We start from the raw sequence: 24,857 nt of genomic DNA on the forward strand, positions 1-24,857 counted from the left end.
CAGCGAAAGCGGCTCTCCTTTTTGTCGTACTCTTCACTGTAATTGGCGGCGCTTGGGGCAAAGGGGTGTATCAGACCGGGCCTGAGTTTGTGGCAGAAGTTTTCGGGGACACCAAACCCCAGGCGGACTACCTACTGCTCACCCCCGGCCGCAAAGAGATTGCCAGCCAGATCATGAATCGCAGCATGCGTGGATTGCGCACTCGCTACTGGCATAACGGCAACACCTCCGCCTGGATCATGGAAGAAATCGGCAAGGAATTGCCTATTACCATTGGCGTAGTGATCAACGACAATCGTATCCAACAGGTGAAAATTCTGGCCTTTCGCGAAAGCCGTGGCTGGGAAGTGCGCTACCCGTCATTTACCGCGCAGTATGCGGATGTCAAAATAACTGAAGACTTCCATCTGGATACACATATTGATGGCATCACCGGGGCAACCCTCTCGGTACGTGCGGTAACTAAAGTTGCCGCCCTGGCCCTCTACTATCACCAGCAAGCCTTCCAGAAACCAGAAGAATAAGAGAGCTGTACCCTTGCCGCAGAGACTCCGCAAGATTTTTCTATTCAATATCAAGTGGCACCGCCGCATAGGATTGGGTATTACCATCATGCTGATATTCCTGGCAGCCACCGGCATTCTGCTCAATCACTCCCCCGCCCTGAACCTGGCTGACAAACACCTGAAGGGGCCCTGGCTGCTGAACTGGTATGGCCTGGAACACCCGCAGCTTGAAGGTGTCAGGATTGGCGATCAATGGCTAAGCCTTTCCGACAACAGCCTGTTTCTGGATACTGCACCGGTCGCCACCTGCCCTGCACCATTACATGGCGCCGCTGGAGTGCCGGATATGTTGCTGGCACTTTGTGAGGATGCCCTGCTGTTGCTCACGCCATCGGGCGAGTTAATCGAAAAAGTCGATACATTCAGTGGGTTGCCCGAGGGAATCACCCGGTTGCAGGCCCTCAACAACCAAATACTTATCAGTAATGCGCAACAAACCTATGTCATTGATCCAGAGAGCCTGTCAATCTCGGTCCGAGCCAACATAGAAGATGGATGGAGCACACCAACTGCGGTGCCTGACGCGCTGTTCAAGCAGATTGATAGCAGTGCCCTACCTGGAATATCGCTGGAAAGCCTGATTCTCGACCTCCACAGCGGGCGTTTTTTTGGAGCCGCCGGTGTGTGGTTCGTAGATATTATTGGCATTCTTTTGTGTGTATTGGCCCTTACCGGAATCTGGGCCTGGAACAGCAGACGCCGACTCAATGGTGGTGGTAAATAAACCCTGACACCCCGCAAAGCCGCGGGATGATTGCCATTGTTGAAAAATCCCTATAGTATTCCGCACCTTGGGCAGCGCAACTGGCGACTGCCTTTTTTTGTTTTGGAAGATTGCGATGACCAGTAACGCATTGATGAACAATTACGGCACTCGAAAAATAACCCTCACCCGGGGACAGGGTAGCTGGGTTTGGGATGATCAGGGCAATCGCTACCTTGACGCCATTTCCGGCATTGCCGTCTGTGGACTGGGCCATGCCCACCCGGAAGTGACAAAAGCCATTGCCGAGCAGGCTGCCACGCTGACCCACTGCTCCAATCTCTATAACATTCCCAACCAGGAAGCTCTGGCGGAACAGCTGCGCGACCTCTCCGGTCTTGAGAAAATGTTTTTCTGCAATTCCGGCGCTGAGGCCAATGAAACCGCCATCAAACTGGCGCGTATGCTGGGCAATAAGCGCGGCATCGATGAACCCACTATTATCGTCCTGGAAAATGCCTTCCACGGGCGCACACTGGCGACTCTGACAGCCACCGGAAACCGCAAGGTTCAAGCCGGCTTTGAGCCGTTGGTCAGAGGTTTCGTACGCGCGCCCTATGGCGATATCGAAGCGCTGAAAACCATCGCTAAAAATAACCGCAAAGTAGTCGCGCTGTTGCTGGAACCCATTCAGGGTGAAGGCGGTATTCGTGTGCCTGAGGCAAATTACCTGACAGGCCTGAGACAGCTCTGTGATGAACAGGACTGGCTGCTGATGCTGGATGAAATTCAGACCGGCAATGGCCGCACTGGAAAATATTTCAATTACCAGCATGCGGGTATCCTGCCAGATGTGCTGACCACAGCCAAAGGTCTGGGCAATGGTATGCCGATTGGTGTCTGCCTGACCGGGCCCAAAGCGTCAGAACTGATGCAGCCTGGTAGCCATGGCTCCACGTTTGGGGGCAATCCCCTGGCCTGCGCCGCAGGGCTGGCAACAGTGAAGGTCATTCAAGAGCAGAACCTTTGCCAACAGGCCGCCGACATGGGCAACTACCTTCTGCAGCAGTTGACAGAGCGACTCGGTGGCCTGGATGACGTCATCGAAGTTCGCGGCCAGGGATTGATGCTGGGTATAGAAATGAAACAACCCTGTACCGAGCTGGTGGAAAAAGCCGCTGCAAAAGGTTTGTTGATTAATGTCACTGCCCAGTCCGTGATTCGCCTGCTGCCGCCTCTGAACATCAGCCAAGAAGAAGCTGACCAACTGGTACAAACACTGGGTGAGCTACTCACACAGGAGTAAAAGACTATGGGATTGAGACACTTCCTGACCTTGCAGGACCTGACCAAGACAGAGCTCAAAAGCCTGTTGCAACGTGCTGTCGAACTCAAACAGCAACACCGCAACAGCACGGCAGGTCGCCCCTGTGAGGGTAAAGTGCTGGCAATGATTTTCGAGAAATCATCCACCCGCACCCGGGTTTCCTTTGAAGCCGGCATGGCCCAACTTGGCGGCAGCGCCCTATTCCTGTCACCCAACGATACCCAGCTCGGTCGCGGAGAACCAGTGGAAGATTCTGCCCGGGTCATCTCACGCATGGTGGATATCATCATGATCCGCACGTTTGGGCACGACCGCATCTCTACCTTTGCGGACTATTCCAGCGTGCCGGTAATTAACGCACTGACCGATGAATTCCACCCCTGTCAGTTGCTTGCCGACATGCAGACTTACCTGGAACACCGGGGCAGTATTCAAGGCAAGAAGGTCGCGTGGGTGGGTGACGGCAATAACATGTGCCAGTCATACATGAATGCTGCCGACATGCTGGACTTCGAACTGATCATCGCCTGTCCATCAGGCTACGAACCTTCACAAACATTACTGGACAGATTCAGCAACCGTGTCTCCATCGTTCGAGACCCCGTTGCCGCCCTGAAAAATGCGGACCTGGTGGTAACGGACACCTGGGCCTCCATGGACCAGGAACAGGAAAAGAAACAGCGTGAAAAGGATTTTGCCGGGTTCCAGGTCAACGAAGCAGTGATGCAGAGTGAAGCCGCTGCAGACGCCCTGTTTATGCACTGCCTGCCTGCCTATCGCGGCCTGGAAATCAGCGAGACCATGCTGGAATCGAAATGGTCCGTGGTATGGGATGAAGCCGAAAACCGTCTGCATGCCCAGAAGGCATTGATGGAGTTCCTTCTCGCCGAAGCGGCGAAGTAAAACACGAAACTGCCCGCTGGGTGCCGGTATCCCTGCTGCGCTGGGAAATGGCCCCAGCAGCTAGCGCAACAGCCGCCAAGGCAACTCCACCAGGTTGGTCAACGCCTTACTGGTGCGATACTTGGCAAAATTACCGCCGGTGAGAGCCTGTCGCCACAAATCGGTAATCTGTTCACTGTTACTGATGCCGGTTTTACACCAGCTGGCAAAGTGCTCACAGTTGTTAAACATCCAGTCAAACGCAAATTCACCCAGCCGGCTTTCAGCCCGACTCATTACCGCATCCGGTGAAAAATCCAGCTCTTCGACCTTAAGCCCCCGCAGGCTGTCCATAAACTTGTTAATGCCAAGGCTGGTGCGATCGATCAGGTCACCGCGTTTTAAGGTTTCAAAAAAACGCTCGTAGTCACGGACCAGCACTTCATCCCCGCGGGCAAACTTTTCAAGGCTGGTCCGCCGCACCTGGCGCGGGGTTACCCAGTGGTTGCTGGTATAATGAATCACCGTTCCATCACCCGCATCAATGCCGTGGTGGGCATAGACGCCACCATAACGCCGAACATAGATGTGGTCACCTCGAGCCATAAAAGCGTCCCTTCCGCCAAGGCCTGAACAATGGGTAGATGATAGCAGTTTAACGGATTTTATTGGCTTTACGTGACACCACTTTTGGCGGTGGGAACGACTGATAACGTAAGCACAAAAGGCTGTGCAAAATACAAATCATCACTCCGGCAAAACACCCCATAGAACGCTACAAATTACGGGTGTGAATGTATTCACTGTCATTCATAGCTGGCTTAGAAATTGCTGATAAGCATCACTGGATGTGATTTCTTGAAACTCCTGCCGCTGAGCGATTAACTCAACAATGTGTGGAGTTTTTAAAACCTCTTCTCTGGCAAAGGCGACAAACCCGGCGGTATCTCCAGCCAGGGCGTAATTTTTGAAGATACGGTACTGTGCTCCGTAATCGGTTGAGTCCAGCTCATACGCCGATTTAAATGCGGAAATGGCTCCCGGGTATAACTCTAGCGCTTCAAGACAAGTGCCGTATTGAAACCATCTGGAGGGCATACTCGGATCTGCCTCCACCAGCGACCGGATAATGGGGAGCGCTTCAGCCCACTCAGAGGCACTGGCGTGAGCGTAATACTGGTCAATGGGCTTCAACGCAGGTGTTTCTGCAAAAACACTTGCAGATACCATTGCAGAAACTACCCATGCCAGAAATGTGAAAATGAGATTTTTCATATGTGCTCCAAGGTAGTCTCAGCTTGACGTTTAAGTCCTGTGGTAAGTCTGGCCAGGCTAAAACTGCCGCACAAGTGATGATGGCCCCCAGAAATGCTGAACCTGCGCCTGGAATAGGGCCAGCTCACCACTACTCCAGAATTCTTCACCGCCCGTTGTTGAATTTGTTGCCGTCAGCCCTTGGCTTTCAAGGCGTCGACAAACCTCATTGGCCACAGCCAGCTCTGTGCTAATGATTGAAACATCTGGACCAGCTACCCGAGCGATCACCGGGGCAAGGTGTGCATAGTGTGTACAGCCAAGAACGATGGTATCAACCCCTCTGGCAAGTAGAGGGTGTACATATTTTTCCACCAAACCCGCCGCCTCTTCAAAACTGAGTTTTAACGATTCAATCTGGACAACCAGCTCAGGGCAGGGCATGACTTCTACTCTGATGCCATCGGAAACACGCTTTGCCAGTTCCGTGAATGAATCCGTCACCAGGGTTTTTGTGGTGGCCAAAATGCCCACTACCCCACTTTTGCTATTGAGTACTGCGGGTTTAACTCCCGGTTCAACGCCAATAAAAGGCACTGGATATTTAGCTCGAAGTTCAGAAATACAGGTTGTGGTGGCGGTATTACAGGCTACAACCACCGCCTTGACCTGGCGAGATAGAAGGAAGTCAGTAACGGCAAAGGAGCGATCCAGAATGTACCTGTCGGGCCTGTCGCCATAGGGGGCGTGTCCGCTGTCCGCCACATAGAGAATATCTTCGCAAGGCATTAATTCCCTGATTTTTCTGGCAATTGTCAGGCCACCAATGCCTGAATCAAACACCCCGATGGGGCCCGAATCTCTCATGTGTCTGTCAACAGCCTTTCTTCCTGTGGTGTACTTTCGACTGCGCTATGTATTCGTGCATTTTTTCACACTCGAAAAATCTAGTGTGCTATTCCTGTGGAATAGTTCTGCGATATCGGCCATACAGAAAATTGAGCAATCCATACAGTACCCCACCGAACAGACACAGGTAGAACGGCACAGCCAGAAAAACCAAACCCGCTGTGGATGAGCGGTCAGTGGAGACAATGCGGTGGGCATCAGCGTAGAGGTACACCGAACAGGCCGTCAACAACAGGGAAATGATCAGTCCTGAAATCTGGTAGCGGTTGACTCTGCCTACACCGACAATCTTCTTTCCCAACAGGGCAAGCAACAGAAAGGGCGATGAAACAATTGCACCCATCATGACCAGACTGAACGCTGTGAGTAACACGTCCTGTAAAGCCAAACCGCTTTTCAACAGAGAAAGAAATGCGCTTTTGGCGCCCAGGCTGAGGATATAAAAAGCGACAACCATGCCGACCATCAAGACAAAGAGCTCAATCCTTCTAACGACTTCGGCACTACTGATATGACTAGACATGCTTTCCAACCTGAATGGGGAACCAAACCCCATTCTGAGGTAAACCGGGGATTGCTGATACGTTTTTCTGGTTGGTGTGTGACCGGATACTCAGCCGTCGCAGTGGCGCTGGGCTTCAGCGACATCCAGCGTCCCTTCGTAGATGGCACGACCAGTGATGGCACCAAGAATACCCTGATCGGCAACGGCATTGAGTGCCACAATATCGTCCATATTGGTGATACCACCGGAGGCGATCACAGGAATCGAAGAAGCTCGCGCCATATTGACGGTTGCCTCAACATTCACACCCTGCATCATGCCGTCACGATCAATATCGGTGTAAACAATCGCGCTGACACCGTCCGCCTCGAAGCGTTTAGCCAGGTCAGTGGCCTTAACTTCGGTGACCTCAGCCCAACCATCGGTTGCCACCATGCCCTGCTTGGCATCGATACCGACAATAATGTGACCTGGAAACTGTTTGCACATTTCGGTGACAAACTCGGGTTCCTTGACCGCTTTGGTGCCGATAATGACGTAATTTACACCGGCCTTCAGGTAGGCTTCGATGGTTTCCGCATTACGGATTCCGCCACCAATCTGAATAGGCAGATCCGGGTAAGCCCGAGCAATTGCAGTGACAACATCGCCATTCACTGGTTCACCGGCAAAGGCGCCGTTAAGGTCCACCAGGTGCAACCTGCGCGCACCGGCATCTACCCATCGTGATGCCATGTCAACGGGATCTCCGGAAAATACAGTGGAGTCTTCCATGCGGCCCTGGCGCAGACGCACACACTGGCCATCTTTCAAATCAATTGCGGGGATAATCAGCACTGCTCGTTTCCTGTCTGTTCGGGGTAGGTCATTATGATTGTTGGTTGGTCAACCCGGCAGGGTTATTCACCCAACCAGGAGACAAAGTTGCTCAGCAACTGCAAACCGGCGGTGTGGCTTTTTTCCGGGTGAAATTGCACCGCGAATAAATTGTCGCGTGCCACGGCGGCGGCAAAACGCACAGAGTAATCACAGGTGCCCGCCACCAGCTCCGGGCGACTTTCGTCCACGTAGTAACTGTGCACAAAGTAAAAACGGGAATCCTGCTCAATCCCATGCCACATGGGGTGATCAATGGACTGGCTCACTTGATTCCAGCCCATGTGAGGAACCTTCAACTTTTCCCCATTAGCATCGTGGAGATCACGGCCGAAAAAACGCACCTGACCGGGCAGAATGCCTAAACAGTCAACACCGTTATTTTCTTCGCTATGTTCCAGTAGCGCCTGCATACCAACACAGATACCCAACACTGGTTTACCCTGATTGACGGCTTTGGTAACGATATGATCAAAGCCGAGGCGGCGAATTTCGCCCATGCAATCACGAATGGCGCCCACACCGGGAAAAACCACCCGATCGGCATCGTCCACTTCGGTAGCATCGGAAGTAATCACCACTTCGGCGCGAGGCGCCACGTGTTCCAGTGCTTTAGACACAGAATGTAGGTTGCCCATGCCATAATCCAGCACGGCGATACGGGTACGAAAGTCTGTCATAGAAATTACTGCTTACAGGGTGCCCTTGGTAGACGGCATCACACCGGCCATTCTCGGGTCAGGTTCTATCGCCATCCGCACTGCACGGCCAAAGGCCTTGAAGATGGTCTCGATCTGGTGGTGCGTATTGCTGCCGCGCAGATTGTCAATGTGCAGGGTAACACCTGCGTGGTTGACGAATCCCTGGAAAAACTCATACCCGAGGTCCACATCGAAATCCCCGACGCGGGCACGGGTAAAATCCACGAACATTTCAAGGCCTGGACGACCGGAAAAATCCACCACAACACGGGAAAGCGCTTCGTCCAACGGCACATAGGCGTGCCCATAACGACGAATCCCTTTTTTGTCACCCAGTGCTTTCTGGAAAGCCTGACCGAGAGTAATCCCCACATCCTCTACGGTGTGGTGATCGTCAATGTGTGTGTCGCCATCAGCCTTAATGCTGATGTCCATCAGTCCATGGCGGGCAATCTGGTCCAGCATGTGCTCGAGGAAAGGCACACCAGTATCAAAACTGGATTGACCGGTGCCATCGAGGTTCACCTCAACGGTAATCCGGGTTTCCAGGGTATCACGACTCACCGTCGCTTTGCGTTGTGCCATGGGTTTCTCCACACTCAGCCCGACATTCGGGACGGCGTATTATAAAGCCCTCAACCCCGCCCTTCCACAGGCATCGCAAAGTGATTACACTTCCACGTCGGTTACGGATGATTTATCAATGCAGTTTCGAACCCCGAACATTGTCATAGCCTGCCTGTTGGCACTCACCACACTGTGGATGGGTGAGCTGGCTGCTGCCCACATTCATGTGGACAGCGACAATGTCAGTTGTGAAATCTGCCACAGCTCTCACAACAATAGCGCCACGCTACAGAGTTATGCCGCTACATTTCCCGCAATTCATCCGGTCACCACAAAGCATGTGGCGGCCACCCCGCCACTTGCCAGCCACAACGCTGCTCCCGAAAACAGCCGCGCACCTCCTTCCCTGAGCTGAACTGACACATTCACTCAACTTTTTTACCCAATTCTGCTCAGGGAAGCTGAACCATGAAGACTTACTTTATGGCAGCACTGGCCGTCGCCAGTCTGCCCATTGCTGCATCCGCACAGGACCAGCATCAATCCACACTCAATGAAGTGATCGTTTCTGCCTCACCGCTGGAAGAGCAATCCGCCGGCATCAACCAGGCTGTCAGCGTGCTCAGCGGCGAGGAACTGCGCAATAAAGCCGCCGCCACCATTGGCGAATCTCTCAAAGACGAACCAGGCGTTACCAGTTCTGGCTTTGGACCCGGCGTGGGACAACCCGTTATCCGCGGACAATCCGGCAATCGCGTCAGAGTTTTGCAAGACAGCATGGGTACCATGGATGCCTCAGATGCCAGTGGCGATCACTCTATCACCCTAGAAGCATTGGTGGCGGAGCGCATCGAAGTCCTGCGGGGCCCAGCTACCCTGCGCTACGGCAATGGCGCCTTTGGCGGCGTGGTTAATGTTATCGACAATCGTATTCCCGATGAACTACCTGATGAACTCAAATCAGCTGTGGAATACCGGCATAACAGCGCCAATGATCAAAACAGTACGGTTTTTGTCATGGATGGCGCTATAGCCGATACCCCACTGGGCAATTGGGCCTGGCACCTGGACGGACTCTATCGTGACAGTAATGACCTGGAGGTTGATGGATTCGCTCAACTGCCTGAAGACGATGAAGAAGATCACGAAAGCACCCATGGCTATATTGATAATACCGACTCCCAGGCACACAACGTAACTGCAGGCCTTTCTTGGATTGGCGACAAGGGTTTTATCGGCCTTTCTGTCAGTGAAATGGAAAATAACTACGGTGTTCCTGCAGGTGGCCATCACCATCATGAAGAAGAGGAAGAAGACGAGCACGAGGAAGAAGCCGAAACTATTCGTATCGATATGGAACAAACCCGCGTTGATCTAAAATCGGAGTGGCAGGATATTCTTCCAGGCATTGAATTGGGACGTTTCGGTTTCAGTTACAACGACTATGAACACACTGAGCTGGAAGGTGGAGAAAAGGGCACTCGCTTTACCAATGAAGCCTTTGAAGGCCGGGTGGAGCTGCTCCATCAGGAAATCGCTGGGTGGACTGGCGCTTTCGGGTTACAACTGGAAGACCGGCAATTTGCCGCCATTGGCGAAGAATCCTTTATTCCCAAGTCTGACATTCAGAATAGTGGTGTTTTTTGGGTGGGTGAAACCAGCCACGGTGATTTGAGTTATGAAGTGGGGCTACGACTGGACCGTCAGACCATTGACCCCGATGGCAGCTCTGAAATCGACCACAATACCCAAAGCCTGTCCTTTGGCACCCTATGGCAGATGACTGACGAGCAACGTGTCAGTTTCACGTTCACCCGTGCCCAACGGGCACCTGCCATTGAAGAACTGCTATCAAATGGCCCACATCATGCCAGTCAAAGTTTTGATCTCGGTGATGAAAATCTGGATGAGGAAACCAGCCACAATTTTGAATTTGGCTATCGATACGAAGGCCCCGTAAACCTCTCTCTCAACCTGTTCTACAACAGCATCGACGATTTTATCTTCAAGAAAAATACGGGTGTGGAAGATGACGACGAAGAATTAACCATCTATCAATATAATCAGGAAGACGCAACCTTCAGGGGAATTGAAGCCTCAGTGGTTATTCCCGTGGCTGAGCGCTGGGAAATTGAACTGTTCAGCGACTATGTGCGCGCCAAACTCGACAAGAGCGGAGATGTGCCTCGCATTCCACCACTGCGCTACGGTGCAGCCCTGGATTACACCGCCTACAGCTGGACCGCCGGCATGCGCCTGACCCAAGCCAATGAACAGAGCCACGCCGGTGAGTTTGAGGATGACACCGATGCCTACACTCGTCTGGATGCCCACGTGCACTACCACATTGATACGGCTGCAGGAAACTGGCTCCTGTTTGTGAAAGGCACCAATCTGCTGGACGACGAAATCCGCAACGCCACATCCTATCTACGCGACTCAGCCCCAGAGTCGGCACTCAGCCTGGAACTAGGTGTGAGATTCAGCTTCTAACTCCCAGGCCGGCAATTATCGCTGGTAAACAAACTTGGTCATTGCGGGTAACATGACTCCCGCAATGACCAATTTAATCCTGGGGTAAGGGAGACAATTCCATGAAGTTTTTGAAAATTGTATTGCTGGTAGCAGTACTTCTGATTGTCGTGGTGATTGGCGGTGTCGCATTCCTGCTGGTCGGCGTTGACCCCAACAGCTACAAGCCTGAACTGGAAAAACTGGCCCGGGACAATGGCGTCGAGCTGAAAATGGAAGGCGACCTCGGCTGGTCTTTTTTCCCCAACCTGGCAGTGCACGCTGGGGCCACCTCCCTCTCCGGCATTGACGACAGCGCCGGTATACCCGATGTGCGCTTCAACGACGCAAACTTCGTACTCGACTGGAAAGCCCTGCTAACCCGCAAAGTGCGGCTGGCCGCCATTGCTGTAGAGGGTGCCGATATCCGTGCCAAAACCGCTGCCGAAGCGGCGAATGTCGCCGCGCTACCTGGTGCTGCAGCCTCAACCCAGAAAACCGAAACCGCTGACCTGCCCTTTGAAGTGGCCATCGACAAGATGTCGCTCACCAACAGCCGCATCACGATTGTTACACCCGGCGCACCGGATCAGGTATTCGATCAACTCAATTTCACCAGCGAAGGGCTTAACCTCGATAACCGGCCTTTCGACCTGAGCTTGGAAGTCAGCACCCAAATACCGGACCAACCCAACCCCTTTGCCCTATCGCTGAACTCACGGGCGGCTCTGCAGTTGGAACCGCAGCAAGTCAGCCTGTCTGATGCCAAACTGACCCTGAAGGGTCTCGATAAATTACCCCTGACACTGAACTTCAACGCCAGCTATAACGGCGCCAGTGACAGCTTCTCTCTCAGCGACCTTACCGGCAGCGTTGGTTCCGCCAAAATCAGCGGTGCTATGACTGGCGAAAAAGTCCAAACGGCACCCGCGCTGACAGGCGAAATTTCACTGCAAAACCTGCTATTAAAAGAGCTGCCTATGGAGCCACCGGAGGGCTTCAGCCGTGTGGATCTCAGCACCAAATTTTCCGCTTCGGAAAAAGCGGTTTCTCTGGATGACCTGAAAGTCACGTTGGATAAGTTCAACCTCGGCGGCAAGCTGTCCATGCAGCTCACTACACCCCGGCAGCTGGACATGATCATCAACGGTAACGATCTGGTATTGCCCGCCACTACAGAGACTTCCAGCACCGAAGAGCAGGCGGCAATCTTTACCCCACTGCTGGCCCCCCTGGCCATGTTGGAAGGTGGAAAGGGACATATTGAAGTCAACCTGGCCAGTATTACCGCTGACAATATTCGCGTCGACAAGCTGCACTTGAACCTGTTCACCAACGGCAATGTGGTGCAGATTGCCGATCTCTCCGGCGGCGTGTTTGGTGGAGCGTTTAAAGTCAATGCCAAGGCAGACCTACGCAATAAAACCCCATCCGTTACCTTCTCCAAGACATTGACTGCCATCGACTTGAACCAGGCACTGGTCACCCTCGCGGAGCAGGGCGATATTCACGGCCATTTAACAATGGATTTCAACGGCACCAGCAGCGGCGACACCAGTGATGCCCTGATGGCCAATATGAACGGCAGCGGCAAGTTCAGTTTTACCGATATGCAGGTGGACAATATCAATGTCGAGAAAAGCTACTGTGAGATGGCGTCACTGGTGGAGGGAAGAACCCTCACTGGTAAGACCTGGCCAAATTTCACCAGGCTCAACGATATGCAAGGCACGGTGAAATGGCAGGACCAGATCATCAACCTGCCCGGCTTTACCACCGGCCTCGGCAATTTGGCGGTCTCCGGCAACGGCGGTGCCAATCTGGCCAGCGAAACCTATGACATGCTCATCAAGTCCCGCCTCAATGGTGACACCACCTCAGAAACAGGCTGTACCGTAAAGAGCAAAACCATCCAGAATCGGGATATTCCCTTTCGCTGCACCGGTTCCTTCGCCGAAAACGGAGGCGGCAAGTGCCTGCCGGACAAGCAATTTATCAACCAGCTGATCCAGGGAAAAATTCAGGAAAAACTGATCGACAAGTTCCTTAAGCCCTCAGAGAGTAAAACCCAGGAAGGTGATACCAGCGGCGAAACCACTGAACAGAAAGACCCCAAACAACAGTTGATGGAAGGCCTGCTGAAGGGACTGTTCAACTAGTGACTGACCGTTTTGCCGAAAAGCTGCTCCACTGGTTCGACCTGTACGGGCGCAAGGATCTGCCCTGGCAACAAAACATCCACCCCTACCGGGTGTGGGTGTCGGAAATCATGTTGCAACAGACCCAGGTCAGCACGGTCATTCCCTACTTTGAGCGCTTTATGGCGAGCTTTCCGGATGTGCAGTCCCTGGCAAATGCCGAGCTCGATCAGGTGCTACATCACTGGACCGGGCTGGGCTACTACGCCCGAGCCCGCAACCTGCACCGCGCGGCGCAAATAGTGGTAACAGAGTGTGGCGGCGAGTTTCCCGACGATGTGGAAGCGCTGCAACAACTGCCGGGAATCGGTCGTTCCACCGCTGGAGCTATCTGCGCCATCGCCCACCAAAAACAAGCAGCTATTCTCGATGGCAACGTTAAACGAGTTTTGGCCCGGTACCACGCCATTGCTGGCTGGCCGGGTCAAAGCAGCGTTTTAAAACAACTCTGGGAACAAGCAGAGCTGCATACTCCATCAGAGCGTATCGCAGACTATACCCAGGCGATCATGGATCTGGGCGCCACCGTATGTACCCGAAGCAAACCGGATTGTGACAACTGCCCTCTCGCAGATAATTGCCAGGCGCTGGCAATAGGCAACCAGGCCGATTTTCCCGGCAAGAAGCCACGGAAGGAGCAACCTGTGCGCCGCTGCCTGTTTCTGGTCATTCGCAACCCCGAAGGCGACATATTGCTGGAACGACGCCCGGCCAACGGCTTGTGGGGCGGCCTGTGGGTCTTTCCCCAGTGCCCAGAGATAGAAGACATCCACAACACCTGCGACCAACTTGGCTGTACTCCCAAAAGCTGGGAGTTGCTGTCTACGCGACGCCACACCTTCAGCCACTTTCATCTCGATTACCAGCCAGCGCTAATCGAAGCCCAGCAGACGTCACAGGTCATGGATAGTCCGGGCCTGGTCTGGTATAACCCTGCATCATCACTGGAGCTCGGAACCGCCCAGCCGGTCAGACAGCTCCTGCAACAGCTTACGCAATAACTTATCCATTAAAAGGTATTCCCATGGCACGTATGGTTCACTGCAAAAAATTCAACGAGGAACTGGAAGGCCTGGATGCGCCCCCCTTTCCCGGCCCCAAAGGTCAGGATATTTTTGAGAATGTCTCCAAGAAGGCCTGGTCGGAATGGCTGGAACATCAGACACGGCTCATCAATGAAAAACACCTCAATATGATGGACCTCACTGCTCGCACCTATCTCAACGAACAGCGGGACAGGTTCCTTTCGGGACAGGAAATTGACGAGGCAGAGGGGTTTGTGCCGCCCTCGGAATAAATTCCACGGCTACCCTTGACGCTGCATATGTGAGAAGGTTTAATACGCGCCTTCTGAGACGCCAAGCGGCTCTTGGAACATTGCCCAGATAGCTCAGTCGGTAGAGCAGAGGATTGAAAATCCTCGTGTCGGTGGTTCGATTCCGCCTCTGGGCACCACTCATACTAAAATGCGCCTGAAACGCCTTAATTTCGTTAGGTTTTTTGGCGCATTCATTCAAAAGTAATCTAAAAAGTAATCTAAATCTTAGCTAGTTTAAGCTATCCCCCCCCGGGGGGGGGGGGCTATTCCATCCCCCTTACTCCATTAGTACCACCCCAGATACAAAAAAGGGTGAATAGAGAAGCTCTGAATCCGATTCAAAGAGTCTTGCCACTGGTTTTGGGATTGAGCGAATGATGTTATAAGCTCCAGGGTGTGATGGAGAGTAGCGATACTTTGAGACAAGCAACCACGATGAGCTAACTGTCTCTTAAATCAGGGGTGGCCAAGTCCGGATTTCTTTAACGACATACAGTGTGTGATCAACCAGTTGAAGCCATCGGGAATGTGGGTTCACCAGTCGTGGCTGATGTGCAGGTGATGTTCTTCTAAAATCACCTCAAGACCCTGGTCACTATGGCGAGATGCATCATAAGCCAGATTGAGTACGCTGTCTTGTTCGTCATAAGACACCAAGTGAAAGGGAAAGCGCTTAATGATATCTATAATGGCTCGTTGCACGTCGTCGTCTTTTCCCCGTCATAGCTTCAGGTGATCAAGCACCAGGTTCCAGATATTAACGTAAGTGCGGAGTCTAATTAGTTTCCAAGTTTATTGTGTAGGTAGTGGCAATGAGAAAAACGGCCCAGAATTTACTGAATCATATCAATAACCTTATGAAAAATTTACTTATAATAGCTTACATATTTATTTTATAACCCCACAAATACCCGCAAAACTGATGCGCTGGGGTGTGTTTTATATAGCCCGGGGACAAGCAGTCTAATGCTAACGAGTGGGATAGTTAGAAGCTTGTTAGAAATTAAAAAATAAATACCAAATAAATTAATGAATTATATGAATTCTTTTGTTGATTGAGATAACGCTTTTAACTGTTGTAAGCGGATTTTAAAGCGGCGCTACAGTTCATTAAGCGAATCAAGATAGAGGGAGGCCTGCTGCAAGATTGCTGCTCGTTCGGCTTCAGGTTTTTTATCCCAGTTTCTATAGACCATGGCTGTGCGCGGACTGTTGGCAAAACGTGCTTTATGGCGTTCATGAAAGTGCCAATAGAGTGAGTTGAAGGGGCAGCTTCTGTTTCCTGCTCGCAGTTTTACATCATAAAAGCAGCTTTTGCAGTAGTCGCTCATACGGCTGATGTATTGGCCAGAACATGAATAGGGCTTGGAAGCTAGCAAACCACCATCAGCAAATTGGCTCATGCCACGGGTGTTTGGCATCTCGACCCACTCGATAGCATCGATGTAGATACCTAGATACCAAGCGTCGACTTGATTCGGATCTACGCCGGCGAGAAGAGTGAAGTTCCCTATCACCATCAGACGCTGAATATGATGGGCGTAAGCATAATCCAGAGATTGGCCAAGACTTTGCTCCATACAGTGCATTTTGGTTTTACCACTCCAGAAATATTCTGGAAGATCCTTGTTTGCTGCAAGTACATTGAGGGTTGGGTATTCTGGTAAGTTGATCCAGTAGATGCCACGAACAAACTCTCGCCAACCTAGTATTTGGCGTACAAAACCTTCGATTTGTGCTAGATCTATCACTTCTGGTCGGGCTCGATACTCGGCTATTGATCGCTCTATCACCTGTGCCGGCGAGATCATTTTGGCGTTTAGGGCGAATGAGAGTCTTGAATGATAAAGACTCCATTTATGCTCTGAATTAGCAGTCATCGCATCTTGGAACTGTCCAAACAGCGGTAGGCAATGAGTACAAAAAAACTCAAGAAGTTGAAGCGCCTCTTTGCTCGAGGTGGGCCAAACTAATTGTTTTGAGATCTTTCCAAAATAGCTGATCTTATGTCTATCTAATCGCTCTAACACCGCTTGGGTTGATTGGCTGAAGCACAGAGGTTGAGGAATCTGCGCCAAGTCAGATGCTTTAAGTGCTTTGCGATTTTCACTGTCGAAATTCCAACGCTCCCCCTCTGGTTCACCGCTTTGCATTAGATAACCATAGCGTTGACGCATGCGGCGATAGAACGCCTCCATTCGTAAAGGACGTTGTGGTTTAAACTCTTTACTGATCTCTTCGAAGGGGAGCAGGAAGTGCTCAGTATCAACCTCTCGAAGACCTATGCCAGTAGGAATTTTCAACTTGCGTAGCTGCTCTAAAAGACGGATCTCATCAGGGCGCTGAAACTCAACTCGTTCAATCTTATGCTCTTGGCAGATCACTATAATTAATTGATCAATCGAGTCGTACTCTGCTGTTTGATCAAGTGTCAGGTGAAGGACCTGATGTCCTGCATCTTTGAGCGCTTCTGCAAAACGTTGCATACCTATAAAGAAAGCGACAATTTTCTGCACGTGGTGTCTCACATATCGCTGCTCTTGGTGCAGCTCTGCGATCAAATATAGGTGGTCGCTGTTTCGCTCTCGGTACCAGCTGTGTTGGGCATTAAGTTGATCGCCCAGAATCACTCTTAATGTCTTCATCGAGTCTTTTTAGCCTCGCATTTGCAGCGCTCCGAACAGTATCGTACCTGCTCCCAATCGCGAGCCCACTTTTTGCGCCAACTGAAGGGGCGTTGGCAATGCTCACACACTTTTGTTGGAAGTATCTGCTTGTGATGCATCATCTCCCTCATTTATAAACAGGCCAAAGTGGATCGCCGTAGTAGTCAAAGAGGGCAGTGGTTTGGCAATCCTTATTGCCATCCCAGCTCTTGATGAAGCGATGCTGGGGATCGTGAATCTCTGTCTGTTTTTCCAGATTAAACTGGCGATGGCCTCTCGGATCTGCACCGACACCTGCGAGGTACTGCCAGTTTCCCCAATTACTGGCGATGTCAAAATCGAGTAACTGTTGTTCAAAATACTCAGCACCGTACCGCCAATCGATAGCGAGTTCATGAACAAGGCAGCTAGCAACGAGCTGGCGTGCACGGTTAGATATATACCCCGTCGCTTTAAGCTGTTTCATTGCGGCATTTATAATTGGGTAGTGTGTGTGGCCCTCACGCCAAGCACGAAATCGCTCCGCGTAATAACTGGTGAGCGGGTTGCGATTATGTGGCCCTTTGAAGGCGTAAAGTCGGTCCCCCCAGTGCAGTGCATACCATTGGAAGTATTCACGCCAAAGCAGCTCAAATTTAATCCAGTAGGTCGATTCATTGGCCCCATTTTGCGATTCATACTCGCTGAGTCTAGCGATGACTCGTCTACACGAGAGAGCCCCGACAGCTAACCAGGGGCTCAATTTTGTTGAACTTTGCCAATCATCCAAGGCGTTGCGAGTCTCTTTATATGTGAGAGGCGCAGTGCTGTTGAAGTAAGTCTCCAAGTGCCGCAATGCAGCCACTTCACCACCGTGAACACTCGCTGTTAGTTCAACAGGTTTCCTTATACTTGATTGAAGGATGGGTGGTGGCAACGACGTCGGTGCTGTGACGGGTTGATCGATGACTAGACCTTCAACACGTTTACGAAATGGGGTGAAACTGTTATCAAGATCGGAGAGCGCAAAAGGCAGCTGTGACTCTTGAAAGATAGTTGCCGTCTCTTCAACCACTATCTGAAGGTGAGGGAAACGCTTGGCAATCGCTTTGATTGCTTGTTGCTCGTAGCTACCTGTGTGACGAGAGGTCACAATTTTATCAATCGAGTGTTGTTGCACCAGACGGGTCAACGACTCCAGATAGTCGCCATCGATCTTATGAAGGCATTGGCCAAGCGTGGATAGTTGTTGATCGAGAGTCGAGATTGTTTGCTGTAAAAATTGAGCACGATGCGTGCTTAAATGTTTCTCACCGAGATGAAAAAAGAGCTCTATTCTTGGGTCATGAATGTATATGCAGTGGAGCTTGGTATCTTCAGAGACCGCATTAAAAACTGAATTGTCGTCTAGGCGAAGATTATTAGTAAACCAAAGCAGTGAGGATCGGGACACAGGTAATTCCTTGAGTATGTCCCCAGTACGGCACAATAAATCAATTAGATCATTCAAAGTCTTGTGCGTTCATTGTTGAAGAGCATGAACTCTGAGTGACTAACAAATACAGCAAGCAGGACAAACCTACTCGTTGCTCTGGTTTGCCTCTGCTCTAGGCGTTGGGGCTACAGCCCGAGCAAAAAACACAACTCAAGTACCATTGCACCCCCGTTGCCATCGCCTACACTTGAACGGAATCCGTTTTATTGGACAGTATTATGGCCTACTTTCGATAAGTGGGGTCAGAAGGTAAGTGGAGGCAGATAAGACTTTTAACCGGTCTGCCCATACGGGCCTGCCTCACTCGCCTGCCATAAAACGCTTCCACCTCATTTTTAAAGCTTAGGAGTGTCCACCTCTTCAGGGTAAGTCCATTAGCGGTTTACATCGACAATGACTCGACCTCGGACTTTACCTTCTAATAACTCAGTCGCTACGCCTTGTGCTTGTGATAGCCCAATTTCAGTGTAAATATTTTGCAATTTCGTAACGTCTAAATCGGTTTCAAGGCGCTTCCATGCTTCTAGGCGTTTAGCCTTCGGGCACATAACGCTATCAATACCGACAAGCGTGACACCCCGCAAAATAAACGGTGCCACGGTCGCTGGAAAATCCATACCTGCGGCTAAGCCGCAAGCGGTAACGACTCCTCCATATTGAGTTCCAGCACAAGCGTTGGCGAGTACATGCGACCCAACTACATCAACAACACCAACCCATCTTTCTTTGGCAAGAGGCTTTCCTGGATGCTGAAGTTCATCACGGTGCATAATTTCGCTGGCGCCTAATGACTTCAAGTAATCGGACTCTTCTTCAACCCTGCCACTTAATGCGATCACGTCATACCCTAATTTTGAAAGGATAGCGACAGCCACACTGCCAACGCCACCCGCTGCGCCTGTTACTAAAATCTTGCCCATTTCAGGCTTAATACCCTGACGCTCAAGTGCCAGAATACAGAGCATCGCGGTATATCCAGCGGTACCAATTGCCATCGCGAGCTTAGGGTCGAACGATGCAGGTAGTGGAACTAACCAATCGCCATTGACGCTCGCTTTTTGTGATAGACCACCCCAATGAGTTTCGCCGACCCCCCAGCCATTAAGTACAACTAAATCACCAGCCTTGTACTCGTTATGATTCGATTCTGACACCCGTCCAACAAAATCAATTCCTGGAACCATCGGAAACCGTCGAACAACAGGCGACTTGCCTGTAATAGCTAAGGCATCTTTGTAGTTTAGGGTTGAGTAGAGAACCTCTACTTTCACATCACCTTCGGGGAGATCAGACTCTGCCACAGAGGTAAAAGTTGTGGTGTATTCGTTGTCCGCTTTATTTATTACAAGTGCGTTAAACATAGATATCTCCTTTATTAGACCGATCGTCTATTTAATTTCGAAAAAATTAAAGGCTTGCCAAGTAAAAGCCTGAAAACGCCTTCAAGGGTTTGGCACTTCGTTCTAATTTTGCTCTCAGAACAGCTCCTTCCCAGCCTGTCCAAAAAATATATGCCAGCTGTTTACAATCTAAATCTGAAGAGATTTGTCCATGTACTTTGGACTCTTCAAGGCAGCGCTCTACTGAGCCTTGCCAGTCTTCAAGAACACTGGTTAGACGTTCTCGAAAATCCTCGGGCAATCTTCCCATCTCTTGCCCAAGATTGCCGATTAAGCATCCGCGCTTGAAATCATATTTCTCCATCGACCTTTCAGCATCGGTCATATATGCCTTCAGACGATCTAGTGGCTGTAAGGTATCATCGAGAAGGAAGCGATTAAGCTTTCCTTTTAAAGCCCTTGAATAGCTATCGATCAGCTCTAAACCGAACCTATCCTTACTTTCAAAGTAGTGGTAGAACGACCCTTTGGGAACCCCAATACTTTTCAGTATTTCATCGATACCGGTGGCAGAAAAACCTTTCTCCGCGAGGATCTCTATACCTGTATGAATCAATTGAGTACGCGTTTCATTGTGCGCAGAAAGATCCTTAGGGGGTCGACCGCGACGACGTTTTATGGGGGCTAATTCATTCATAAGGCCAATATTAGACCGATCGTCTTTTTAATTCAACTGATTTTTATTTAATGATGTAAACACGCGGGGTCAAATGAGAATTTGTTTATGAATACCCAGCCATACACAGCGACACCGCACGACACTGAATGCTCTTTTAGCCAATTCGCGTAGGCACAAAGTCCTGCCAGAAAAAACGCTTCTACACGTCTAATCAACTTTCGATGTATATGCTTAAGTGACTATCACTGGTATCAAATACAACATCAAGCAGGTATGCCAGATTCAACCAAATACAACTCAAGTACCATTGCACCCCTATGACTATCGCCTACACTTGAACGAAAACTGTTTCAGGGAACAGCGTGATGGCCAATCTCCTAAACCACTTTATTCTTCGGCCTCTTATGATGCTTGTCTTGTTCGTTGGCCTGGGCAAGTGTCTATTGGTCGTGGCGGCTGATGAATTTCCGCTAGGTAACAAATCGATTTACCTGAAGGATAATAATGGGAAGGAATTCCCCATCGGGCAGGTGAGCTTCAACTCTGGTGGGAACGGCGTAATCGCCTACGAGCTGAACATGGATACTGAGCGGTTTAAGGATTTCTTCTTATCCATGAAGGAAATGAAATGTCTGGAAGGTAAGGAAATCTGGTGTTTTATCCCCTACCCCTATAAGCACTCACGCACAGTAAGCGCCTCTGACTTGCGTTGGCTCGAACACGACCTGCTGTTCATGTTCAAAACTCCGACAGAGTTTGGCGCCAATCTGTGGAATGGAATCTATTACGACATGGCGTTAGAAGGGGACATGATTCACGGCACAGCTCGGGCCATTGACCTCAATCATATTTCCGCGCCTCCGGAAGACCTGGCCACCCCGCCCTACGGCGAAGCCGACATTGATGACCTGGAAACCGCAACACGCTGGCTGCCTTTTATTGAGATTCGCTAGTGAAGTGACGCATATCGCTCTACGTCTGAACTGTTAAAACCCGCCCGACGATCAGGTGCCACAAAAAGTCTGGAATACACTCTGTTCGGGGGTTGCCGGCATGGCGTACTCTGCTTTATCCAGGTCAAAAATAAAGGGGTTGGCCAACACATCCACCAGTTGATGAAATACCTCGAAATCTCCGTCGTAGGCTGCATCGATGGCCCTTTCCACTTGATGATTGCGTGGAATAAATACCGGGTTGCAGGCGAGCATACGGTTGCGAATGTCTGTAATTTTTTGCTGGTTCCCGCTCGCAGCATCCTCCGCCGCGCCAACGCCCAGGTGTTGCTGCCAATCGTTGATCCAACCGTGAAAGTCTTCGGGTAAAGAATACAAACTGTTTTCAGCAACAGCTAAGCCATCCCAATCCAACCAATCGGACAACACCCGAAAACCGAGGGTGAAATCTATCTGGTGCTTGCCCATCAGCGAGAGTAGTTCTGTCACCAACTGATTCGCATCACCTGTCACCACTACTACCCCAATTTTGGCGCACATGCGTCGCTGGTAACTCTGCTGATACAGGTCGTTGAATTGCTCCAGAGCTGCCTGAGCCTGCTTAACGGCCCGCTCTTCATCACTATCAATCAGGGGCAACAGGGCCTGGGCCAGGCAAGCGAGATTCCACTGGGCAATGGCGGGCTGATTTCTGTAGGCATAGCGTCCACTATGATCGATGGAGCTGAATACCGTTGTCGGATCGTAATGTTCCATAAAGGCACAGGGGCCATAATCCACGGTTTCACCACAGATCAGCATGTTGTCGGTATTCATGACACCGTGAATAAAACCAATGGACTGCCAGTGGGCCACCAGCTCTGCCTGGGCATCGATGACGCTGCACAGTAATGAATAATAGGGATTCCCGGCCCGCCCGGCGTCGGGGTAATGGCGGGCAATCACATGGTCGGCGAGCTGTTCCATGGTGTCGAAATCCTGCCGGGCGGCAAAATACTGGAAGGTTCCAACCCGGATATGACTGCGCGCCACCCTGGTCAGAATAGCTCCCGGCAGCACTTTTTCGCGTATGACTTTTTCACCGGTGGTCACTGCTGCGAGACTACGGGTGGTAGGCACACCTAACGCGGCCATCGCCTCGCTGACGATGTACTCGCGCAACACCGGCCCCAGGGGTGATCGTCCATCTCCCATGCGGGAAAATGGCGTGGTGCCAGCACCTTTTAATTGCAGGTCATAACGACGCCCATCATTACCCACGACTTCACCAAGCAGTATCGCTCTGCCATCTCCGAGTTGTGGATTCCAATTGCCAAATTGGTGCCCCGCGTAAACAGTGGCAATAGGCTCTGCACCATCGGGAACTACATTTCCGGCCAGTACGGCAATGCCTTCCTCACTGGCCAATTGCTGGGGGTCAATACCCAATGCTTCTGCCAGTGCTGCGTTCACGCGAATCAGTCCGGGCTTTTCCACCGGGGTTGGCAACTGCGACGCATAGAGGGATTCCGTCAATTGACGGTAGGTGTTGTCGAAGGGAATTTGCACGACATGCTTCATGGCTGGTATAAGGCCTTTATCACTATGGGGTTGTACTGCGATGCCATCTGTTTATAGCGGGGGTTACTCTAGCATAGCAATACCCGGGGCAACGCAGCCCGCGGCCTTTGGCATAAATATAAAAACCCCATAGCACGGGACTATTCCCCTTGGCACAACAGAACATATCCAATGGTGTGAACCATTTAAAGAAACCCGGCAAAAGGTCGATAGAAAAAGCTGTTGGAATATCGCATCATTCAGTCCCCCTTCAGAAACTTCAAACTAGAAAGTTAAGGCAGCCTGATGTTGATAAGCCATTGGCAAGGTGGTGAAATCGCTAACACAAACCCGCGACAAAACTGGCACACCCTTGTTCGACACGATTATGGTCTGTGACAACGGCTCCCAGGACAACACAGCCCAGTGCGCCCTGCAGGCGGGTGCATCGGTGGTTTATCAGCATACACCCGGCTATGGACTGGCCTGCCTCACGGCCATCGCCCAGTTAAAAGATTTTGATATCTTGCTTTTTTATGGATGGCGATAATGCCTTTAGGGCTGAGCAAGCCATTCCACTGGTCGAAGCTATCTCACGAGGTGCGGATGTGGCCATCGGTTCCAGAGTGCTGGGCAAAACCGCGCCCGCTGCCCTCACCTTCCCGCAGCGGGCCGGCAATCGCCTGGCAAGTTTGCTGATCCGTCATCTCTGGGGAACTAACGTTACAGACCTCGGCCCCTTGCGGGCCATCAGTCGGCAGGCCTATGACCGTCTCGATATGCAAGACAAGCGTTTTGGCTGGACTGTGGAAATGCAGGTCAAGGCGGTACAACAGGGCATGCGCGTGGAGGAATATCCGGTAGACACCTACCGGCGTATTGGCCGCTCCAAGATCAGCGGCACCATCAAGGGGACCATTGGAGCCTCGGTGGGTATCTTATCGACCATAGCCAAATTGTGGTGGCAGCAAGATCAACGCCAATGGCATACACGGCGCCGAAACGTCAGGAATGCACCCGTCACGGTTACGGGAGAACATCGTCCATGAAAACGTTCAGTGCCCCGACTTTTTTACTGCTGGTTTTGCTAGTGCTATCCAGCGGCAACGTTCTGGCCGCACCCTCCAGCAAGCACCTGGATTTCTGGAATCACAGTAATGAATCAAATCTGACGACCGTAGACCACAGTACATGGCAGGGGTTATTAAACCGCAATGTGATCGATCAGCACCCTTCCGGTATCAACCGTTTTAACTACGCGGAGATTTCCGAGACGGATAGACGGCTGCTCAGCAGTTACCTGGAACAGATGCAGGCGATCGATCCCAGGGAATTGAGCCGTGCGCAACAAAAGGCCTATTGGATCAACTTCTACAACGCCCTGACCATCAATCTGGTTATCAGCCACTATCCCGTTGAATCGATTACCAAGCTAGGCGAGGGTCTATTCAGCTTTGGGCCTTGGGACGACGAAATCAGCCAAATAGCCGGAGAGTCATTATCACTGAATGACATCGAGCACCGTATTCTTCGCCCCCTGTTTCCCGACAATCGCATTCACTACGCCGTCAACTGCGCCAGCCTGGGTTGCCCAAACCTCGCCAAACAGGCCTACACAGCTGAACACCTCGATGAACAATTGGAGAAAGCCGCCCGCGACTATATTAACCACCCGCGCGGTGTCGATTTCAAAGAAGGTGTCTTGTGGGTCTCCAGTATCTACGACTGGTATCGCGATGATTTTGGCGGCAGTGACCGGGCCCTGCTTCGCCATTTGATGCAATACGCAGCGCCGTCTCTGGCAGAAAAACTGGGCGGCTATGAGGGCAAGATCAAAGATCACTACGACTGGGCACTGAACAGTCCCTGACTACGCCAACAAAAGGAAA

Annotated in this window: 27 protein-coding genes and 1 tRNA gene; 14 read left to right on the plus strand and 14 right to left on the minus strand. The window is 51.2% G+C overall.

Annotation, left to right across the window (positions count from 1 at the left end):
* Positions 1-89: 89 nt before the first annotated feature.
* The 4 genes from Q8A57_RS01170 to argF all read left to right on the plus strand — a co-directional run bounded on the left by Q8A57_RS01170 (position 90) and on the right by argF (position 3,499).
* Positions 90-524 carry an FMN-binding protein gene (locus Q8A57_RS01170; RefSeq protein WP_305169091.1) on the plus strand — a complete coding sequence of 145 codons (435 nt, stop codon included), beginning with the start codon at positions 90-92 and terminating at the stop codon, positions 522-524.
* A 13-nt stretch (positions 525-537) separates the two neighbouring features.
* Complete coding sequence (locus Q8A57_RS01175; protein ID WP_305169092.1) at positions 538-1,290, plus strand: PepSY-associated TM helix domain-containing protein; 753 nt, start codon at positions 538-540, stop codon at positions 1,288-1,290.
* 115 nt (positions 1,291-1,405) lie between these two features.
* Positions 1,406-2,575, plus strand: coding sequence for an acetylornithine transaminase (locus Q8A57_RS01180; RefSeq protein WP_305169093.1), 1,170 nt, complete (start codon positions 1,406-1,408; stop codon positions 2,573-2,575).
* 6 nt (positions 2,576-2,581) lie between these two features.
* On the plus strand, positions 2,582-3,499 hold the full coding sequence (gene argF / locus Q8A57_RS01185) for an ornithine carbamoyltransferase (RefSeq protein ID WP_305169094.1): 918 nt from the start codon (positions 2,582-2,584) through the stop codon (positions 3,497-3,499).
* A 60-nt stretch (positions 3,500-3,559) separates the two neighbouring features.
* Here argF and Q8A57_RS01190 read toward each other — a convergent pair whose 3' ends face one another.
* The 7 genes from Q8A57_RS01190 to hisB form a co-directional block, all read right to left on the minus strand.
* Complete coding sequence (locus Q8A57_RS01190) at positions 3,560-4,084, minus strand: lecithin retinol acyltransferase family protein (protein ID WP_305169095.1); 525 nt, start codon at positions 4,082-4,084, stop codon at positions 3,560-3,562.
* A 204-nt stretch (positions 4,085-4,288) separates the two neighbouring features.
* Entirely contained in the window at positions 4,289-4,753 is a 465-nt protein-coding gene (locus tag Q8A57_RS01195) for a tetratricopeptide repeat protein (RefSeq protein ID WP_305169096.1), read from the minus strand.
* Positions 4,754-4,810: 57 nt separating this feature from the next.
* Positions 4,811-5,599 carry a glutamate racemase gene (gene murI, locus Q8A57_RS01200; protein ID WP_305169097.1) on the minus strand — a complete coding sequence of 263 codons (789 nt, stop codon included), beginning with the start codon at positions 5,597-5,599 and terminating at the stop codon, positions 4,811-4,813.
* Between the two features lie 88 nt (positions 5,600-5,687).
* On the minus strand, positions 5,688-6,164 hold the full coding sequence (locus tag Q8A57_RS01205; RefSeq protein ID WP_305169098.1) for a hypothetical protein: 477 nt from the start codon (positions 6,162-6,164) through the stop codon (positions 5,688-5,690).
* A 90-nt stretch (positions 6,165-6,254) separates the two neighbouring features.
* Positions 6,255-6,983, minus strand: coding sequence for a 1-(5-phosphoribosyl)-5-[(5-phosphoribosylamino)methylideneamino]imidazole-4-carboxamide isomerase (gene hisA / locus Q8A57_RS01210; RefSeq protein WP_305169099.1), 729 nt, complete (start codon positions 6,981-6,983; stop codon positions 6,255-6,257).
* 62 nt (positions 6,984-7,045) lie between these two features.
* Positions 7,046-7,702: an imidazole glycerol phosphate synthase subunit HisH gene (gene hisH / locus Q8A57_RS01215; protein WP_305169100.1), complete on the minus strand. Its 657-nt coding sequence runs from the start codon at positions 7,700-7,702 to the stop codon at positions 7,046-7,048.
* Between the two features lie 12 nt (positions 7,703-7,714).
* Positions 7,715-8,308: an imidazoleglycerol-phosphate dehydratase HisB gene (gene hisB, locus Q8A57_RS01220; protein ID WP_305169101.1), complete on the minus strand. Its 594-nt coding sequence runs from the start codon at positions 8,306-8,308 to the stop codon at positions 7,715-7,717.
* A gap of 118 nt (positions 8,309-8,426) precedes the next feature.
* Between hisB and Q8A57_RS01225 the strand changes: the two genes are divergently transcribed.
* From Q8A57_RS01225 to Q8A57_RS01250, 6 genes are all read left to right on the plus strand, one after another.
* Complete coding sequence (locus Q8A57_RS01225; protein WP_305169102.1) at positions 8,427-8,705, plus strand: hypothetical protein; 279 nt, start codon at positions 8,427-8,429, stop codon at positions 8,703-8,705.
* Between the two features lie 53 nt (positions 8,706-8,758).
* A complete protein-coding gene (locus Q8A57_RS01230; protein ID WP_305169103.1) occupies positions 8,759-10,783 on the plus strand; it encodes a TonB-dependent receptor in 2,025 nt (674 codons plus the stop codon).
* Between the two features lie 101 nt (positions 10,784-10,884).
* A complete protein-coding gene (locus Q8A57_RS01235; RefSeq protein WP_305169104.1) occupies positions 10,885-12,960 on the plus strand; it encodes an AsmA family protein in 2,076 nt (691 codons plus the stop codon).
* Complete coding sequence (gene mutY, locus Q8A57_RS01240; RefSeq protein ID WP_305169105.1) at positions 12,960-14,000, plus strand: A/G-specific adenine glycosylase; 1,041 nt, start codon at positions 12,960-12,962, stop codon at positions 13,998-14,000. Before Q8A57_RS01235 ends, mutY begins: the two co-directional genes overlap by 1 nt.
* 23 nt (positions 14,001-14,023) lie before the next feature.
* The gene (locus tag Q8A57_RS01245) at positions 14,024-14,296 is read left to right on the plus strand and encodes an oxidative damage protection protein (RefSeq protein ID WP_305169106.1); all 273 of its coding nucleotides are present in this window, start codon (positions 14,024-14,026) and stop codon (positions 14,294-14,296) included.
* A gap of 82 nt (positions 14,297-14,378) precedes the next feature.
* A tRNA-Phe gene (locus Q8A57_RS01250) sits at positions 14,379-14,454 on the plus strand.
* A gap of 397 nt (positions 14,455-14,851) precedes the next feature.
* Here the strand turns inward: Q8A57_RS01250 and Q8A57_RS01255 are convergent.
* From Q8A57_RS01255 to acuR, 6 genes are all read right to left on the minus strand, one after another.
* Positions 14,852-15,019: a hypothetical protein gene (locus Q8A57_RS01255; protein WP_305169107.1), complete on the minus strand. Its 168-nt coding sequence runs from the start codon at positions 15,017-15,019 to the stop codon at positions 14,852-14,854.
* A 398-nt stretch (positions 15,020-15,417) separates the two neighbouring features.
* Positions 15,418-16,962, minus strand: a complete 1,545-nt coding sequence (locus tag Q8A57_RS01260; protein ID WP_305169108.1) for a cryptochrome/photolyase family protein — start codon at positions 16,960-16,962, stop codon at positions 15,418-15,420.
* A complete protein-coding gene (locus Q8A57_RS01265) occupies positions 16,959-17,114 on the minus strand; it encodes a DUF2256 domain-containing protein (protein ID WP_369427752.1) in 156 nt (51 codons plus the stop codon). The genes Q8A57_RS01260 and Q8A57_RS01265 overlap by 4 nt, the downstream gene beginning before the upstream one ends.
* On the minus strand, positions 17,111-18,415 hold the full coding sequence (locus Q8A57_RS01270; protein ID WP_305169109.1) for a DASH family cryptochrome: 1,305 nt from the start codon (positions 18,413-18,415) through the stop codon (positions 17,111-17,113). The genes Q8A57_RS01265 and Q8A57_RS01270 overlap by 4 nt, the downstream gene beginning before the upstream one ends.
* Positions 18,416-18,831: 416 nt before the next feature.
* The gene (acuI, locus tag Q8A57_RS01275; protein ID WP_305169110.1) at positions 18,832-19,818 is read right to left on the minus strand and encodes an acrylyl-CoA reductase (NADPH); all 987 of its coding nucleotides are present in this window, start codon (positions 19,816-19,818) and stop codon (positions 18,832-18,834) included.
* 46 nt (positions 19,819-19,864) lie between these two features.
* Positions 19,865-20,494: an acrylate utilization transcriptional regulator AcuR gene (gene acuR / locus Q8A57_RS01280; protein WP_305169111.1), complete on the minus strand. Its 630-nt coding sequence runs from the start codon at positions 20,492-20,494 to the stop codon at positions 19,865-19,867.
* 347 nt (positions 20,495-20,841) lie between these two features.
* On the opposite strand from acuR, the gene Q8A57_RS01285 reads away from it, so the two are divergent.
* A complete protein-coding gene (locus Q8A57_RS01285; RefSeq protein WP_305169112.1) occupies positions 20,842-21,429 on the plus strand; it encodes a hypothetical protein in 588 nt (195 codons plus the stop codon).
* Between the two features lie 51 nt (positions 21,430-21,480).
* Here the strand turns inward: Q8A57_RS01285 and Q8A57_RS01290 are convergent, their stop codons facing one another.
* On the minus strand, positions 21,481-22,989 hold the full coding sequence (locus Q8A57_RS01290) for a protein adenylyltransferase SelO (RefSeq protein ID WP_305169113.1): 1,509 nt from the start codon (positions 22,987-22,989) through the stop codon (positions 21,481-21,483).
* A 310-nt stretch (positions 22,990-23,299) separates the two neighbouring features.
* Between Q8A57_RS01290 and Q8A57_RS01295 the strand changes: the two genes are divergently transcribed.
* From Q8A57_RS01295 to Q8A57_RS01305, 3 genes are read left to right on the plus strand one after another with little or no spacing between them, the layout of a single operon-like run.
* On the plus strand, positions 23,300-23,518 hold the full coding sequence (locus Q8A57_RS01295; RefSeq protein WP_305169114.1) for a hypothetical protein: 219 nt from the start codon (positions 23,300-23,302) through the stop codon (positions 23,516-23,518).
* Positions 23,505-24,017 (plus strand): glycosyltransferase family protein, encoded by a 513-nt coding sequence (locus tag Q8A57_RS01300; protein WP_305169115.1) that lies wholly within the window; start codon positions 23,505-23,507, stop codon positions 24,015-24,017. Before Q8A57_RS01295 ends, Q8A57_RS01300 begins: the two co-directional genes overlap by 14 nt.
* Entirely contained in the window at positions 24,014-24,838 is an 825-nt protein-coding gene (locus Q8A57_RS01305; RefSeq protein ID WP_305169116.1) for a DUF547 domain-containing protein, read from the plus strand. Before Q8A57_RS01300 ends, Q8A57_RS01305 begins: the two co-directional genes overlap by 4 nt.
* Positions 24,839-24,857: the final 19 nt, after the last annotated feature.

Origin of the sequence: Porticoccus litoralis, from assembly GCF_030676955.1 — a bacterium.
Lineage (GTDB): Bacteria > Pseudomonadota > Gammaproteobacteria > Pseudomonadales > Porticoccaceae > Porticoccus > Porticoccus litoralis.